General features: G+C 58.9%; 5 protein-coding genes and 1 pseudogene. 5 read left to right on the top strand and 1 reads right to left on the bottom strand.

Going from position 1 to position 3,739, the window contains the following annotated elements:
• The 4 genes and pseudogenes from D6877_RS17235 to D6877_RS17220 all read left to right on the top strand — a co-directional run.
• Positions 1 to 146 (top strand): lysozyme inhibitor LprI family protein (locus D6877_RS17235; protein ID WP_130911555.1); only part of this gene is annotated, 146 nt, incomplete at its 5' end.
• 197 nt (positions 147 to 343) lie between these two features.
• A pseudogene (locus tag D6877_RS17230) lies at positions 344 to 597 on the top strand (type II toxin-antitoxin system RelE/ParE family toxin).
• A complete protein-coding gene (locus D6877_RS17225; protein ID WP_130911554.1) occupies positions 581 to 904 on the top strand; it encodes a helix-turn-helix transcriptional regulator in 324 nt (107 codons plus the stop codon). Before D6877_RS17230 ends, D6877_RS17225 begins: the two are co-directional and overlap by 17 nt.
• Positions 905 to 932: 28 nt before the next feature.
• On the top strand, positions 933 to 1,349 hold the full coding sequence (locus D6877_RS17220; RefSeq protein WP_016772815.1) for a DUF3010 family protein: 417 nt from the start codon (positions 933 to 935) through the stop codon (positions 1,347 to 1,349).
• A gap of 136 nt (positions 1,350 to 1,485) precedes the next feature.
• Here D6877_RS17220 and D6877_RS17215 read toward each other — a convergent pair whose 3' ends face one another.
• Complete coding sequence (locus D6877_RS17215; protein ID WP_016772814.1) at positions 1,486 to 2,430, bottom strand: GlxA family transcriptional regulator; 945 nt, start codon at positions 2,428 to 2,430, stop codon at positions 1,486 to 1,488.
• A 191-nt stretch (positions 2,431 to 2,621) separates the two neighbouring features.
• On the opposite strand from D6877_RS17215, the gene D6877_RS17210 reads away from it, so the two are divergent.
• Positions 2,622 to 3,566, top strand: coding sequence for a choline ABC transporter substrate-binding protein (locus D6877_RS17210; protein WP_130911553.1), 945 nt, complete (start codon positions 2,622 to 2,624; stop codon positions 3,564 to 3,566).
• The last annotated feature ends 173 nt before the right edge of the window (positions 3,567 to 3,739 follow it).

Raw genomic sequence — 3,739 nt, 5'->3', positions numbered from 1 at the left:
GGTTGAAGACGCGGGATGCGGATTGCGCGGTGGAAGCGTTCCCGGCCACGGCGGGAAGCAAGGCCTTTACCATTGCGCAGAATGATTGTGTCGCGCGTATGAGTGATGAACGGTCTGAGTTTTTGGAGTTGATCGGGCAGGAGTGATAGAAGGTCTGGACCGCTGTTGCGGCTTCATCGGCGTAACCTCGTCCTCAACCACCATATTGCGATCGAGCCGACAGGCTGTGCCTTGATGGCCAGCAGCGACGCACACGCGCAACATGCCGACACGCCTTGTTTATTGGTCACTGGAAAAATATAAGCAAAGATTCGCGAATCTTATAAAAGACTTATATTCTTCTATGAACAGCATCCACTGGACTCGCAAAGCTGTTAAGCAGCTTTTGAATTGCATTCCGTGCACCAAGGGAAGGTTCGCGACGCCGTCACGGCGCTTGCCGACATGCCCGATGTTGGCAACGTAAAAGCATTGGTTGGTCATGACTACGCTTACCGACTGCGTGTCGGCAATTATCGAGTCATGTTCGACAGGGATGGCGCAATCAAAGTGGTCAGTATTCAAGAGGTCAAGAAACGTGATGAACGCACCTACTGACATTCAAATAATCAATGACGCCGAGGGTAATCCTGCATTCGTGGTTATCCCCTACGCTCAATATGTCGCACAGAAAATACAGCCCGATCTGATTCCCCATGAGGTGGTAAGTCGAATCGTTGATGGCGCAACACCGATCCGCGCCTGGCGCGAATATCTCAACCTGACTCAGGAAGAAGTGGCCAAGCGCATGGGCATCTCGCAACCGGCGTTTGCCCAGCAGGAAACAGTCGCCAAACCCCGCAAGGCCACCCGCGAGAAAATCGCCGCCGCGTTCGGCATCACAGCCAGTCAGCTTGAGCTGTAAGCTGCCCTCTTTATTCCAAGGAATTCCCATGAACATCTGCGGCATTGAAATCAAAGGCAGCGAAGCGATCATCGCCGTGGCGGCGCTCGACGGTTCGACGTTGAGCCACGTCCCTCTCGCCACGAAAAAGATTGCCCTGGATGACGATGACGAGGCGGCAAATGTGCGGCGGTTCGCGGCGCAGGTGGCGTCGTTTGTGCGGGAGAATTCGGTGGACCGGATCGCGATCAAGAAGCGCAGCAAAAAGGGCGAGTTTGCCGGTGGGCCGACGACGTTCAAGATTGAGGGCGTGTTTCAACTGCTTGATGGTTGTGAGGTGACGCTGCTGTCGCCGCAGACGATCAATGCCCAGGCCAAGAAGCATAATTTCGAGCTGCCGGGGACGCTGAACAAATATCAGCATGAGGCGTACAAAGCGGCGTGTTCGGCGTTGGTGAAGAAATAGCCCTCTCTCAGACGCCGAAAATTAAATGTGGGAGCGAGCCTGCTCGCGAATGCAATGTGTCAGGCAACATCAGTGTTGGATGACAGACCGCTTTCGCGAGCAGGCTCGCTCCCACATTGTTTTCATGCAGGCCCATTCACGCCTGCGCGGTACGCCGGTCTTCCCGGGGACAGCGGGCGAAACGCGCGCGATAGCTGCGGGTGAAATACGACGGTGATTCAAAGCCGCAGGCGATGCTGACTTCGAGCACGCTCATGTCGGTCTGGCGCAACAGCTGCCGGGCTTTCTCAAGCCTTAACCGCAGATAGAAGTTGCTCGGCGTATCGTTCAGGTGCAGCCGGAACAAGCGCTCCAGTTGCCGCCGGGTCACCTTGATCGACTCCGCCAGTTGCAGCGTGGTCAGCGGCGGTTCGCTGTGCTGCTCCATCTCGCCGATCACCTGCACCAGTTTCTTGTTGCTGATCCCGTAACGCGTGGCGACTTCCATGCGCTGGTGATCCTTGCGCGGGCGTATGCGCCCGAGCACAAACTGCTCGCTGACCTGAATCGCCAGTTGCGGGCCGTGGGCCTGGGCGATCAGGTCGAGCATCAGATCAATCGAGGCCGTTCCTCCCGCCGAGGTGATCCGCCGCCGGTCGATCTCAAACAGCTCCTGGGTCACGCTGAGCTGTGGATAAGACTCCTTGAACGCATCGATCGCCTCCCAGTGCAGGGTCAGGCGATGGCCATCGAGCAGGCCCGCTTCGGCGAGGACGAAGCTGCCGGTGTCGATGGCGCCGAGGGTTACGCCGTCCTTGTCCAGCCTGCGCAACCAGTGCTCCAGCGTCGGCGTGATGAACTTCAGCGGTTCGAAGCCGGCCACCACCAGCAAGGTCGCGCCTTTCTTCAGCGGCTCCAGCGCCGCATCGGCGTTGACCGACATGCCGTTGCTCGCCAGTACCGCGCCGCCATCGGCGCTGAGCACATGCCAGCGGTACAACTCGCCGCGAAAGCGGTTGGCCACCCGCAACGGTTCGATCGCGGAAATAAAGCCGATGGCGGAGAACCCCGGCATCAGCAAAAAGTAGAAATCCTGGGACATGGGCGCACTCGGTTGGCGGGTCGCGTGGCTCGTTGATACGCCGATTATCGGCGGCGTTCAAGCGTGCAGGTCGCTACAGTGCAAATGCCAGTCGCCGCAGTGCGCTTTCACGGGTGCATAGCTGCGTAACTTGGCCTCACCGGCGCGCAGATGCCGGGAACCACAATAATCGAACTGCCGAGGAACCCGACATGAAACGACTGATCAGCAGCTGCGTTCTTGCACTCAGCGGTACCGCTTTCTTCAGCACCGGCGTGATGGCGGCCGAACCGGCCTCCTGCAAGAACGTACGCATGGGCGTGGTCAACTGGACTGACGTGATCGCCACCAGTGCCATGACCCAGGTCCTGCTCGACGGCCTCGGCTACAGCACCAAACAGACCAGCGCCTCGCAGCAGATCATCTTTGCCGGGATTCGCGATCAGCGCCTGGACTTGTTCCTCGGCTACTGGAACCCGCTGATGACCCAGACCATCACGCCATTCGTCGAGGCCAATCAGGTCAAAGTGCTCGAAGCACCGAGCCTGAAAGACGCCCGCGCCACCCTCGCCGTGCCGACCTATCTGGCTGACAAGGGCCTGAAAACCTTTGCCGACATCGCCAAATTCGAGAAGGAATTGGGCGGCAAGATCTACGGCATCGAACCAGGCTCGGGCGCCAACACGCAGATCAAAGCGATGATCGCCAAGAACCAGTTTGGTCTGGGCAAATTCCAGCTGGTCGAATCGAGCGAGGCCGGCATGCTCGCTGCCGTCGACCGCGCCGTGCGCCGCAAGGAAGCCGTGGTGTTCTTCGGCTGGGCGCCGCACCCGATGAACGTCAACATTCAGATGACCTATCTGACCGGCAGCGAAGACGCCCTCGGCCCGAACGAAGGCATGGCCACGGTGTGGACGGTCACATCACCGAAGTACGCCGAGCAATGCCCGAACATCGGCCGCCTGCTGACCAACCTGACGTTCACCGCCGAAGCCGAGAGCCGGATGATGCAGCCGCTGCTCGATCACAAGGATGCCTTCGAGTCGGCGAAGCAGTGGCTCAAGGATCACCCCGAAGACAAACAGCGCTGGCTTGAAGGTGTGACGACTTTCGATGGCAAACCGGCTGCTGAAAATCTGCAACTGACCAGCAAATAACCTTGCGATCAAAAGCCCCCTCACCCTAGCCCTCTCCCAAGGGAGAGGGAATTTAACGACGCTTCGCAGCCCCGCCACGGGCTGCGGACAGACCCATCACGCCTGAAGGAAAACGCATCATGAACCACGACGTCATCATCACCTGCGCACTCACCGGTGCTGGCGACACGACC

The organism is Pseudomonas sp. Sample_9, from assembly GCF_004307535.1.
Taxonomy (GTDB): Bacteria; Pseudomonadota; Gammaproteobacteria; order Pseudomonadales; family Pseudomonadaceae; genus Aquipseudomonas; species Aquipseudomonas mercuritolerans.
Note: the sequence above shows the minus strand (reverse complement) of the source record. Positions and strands in the feature narration are given on the sequence as shown.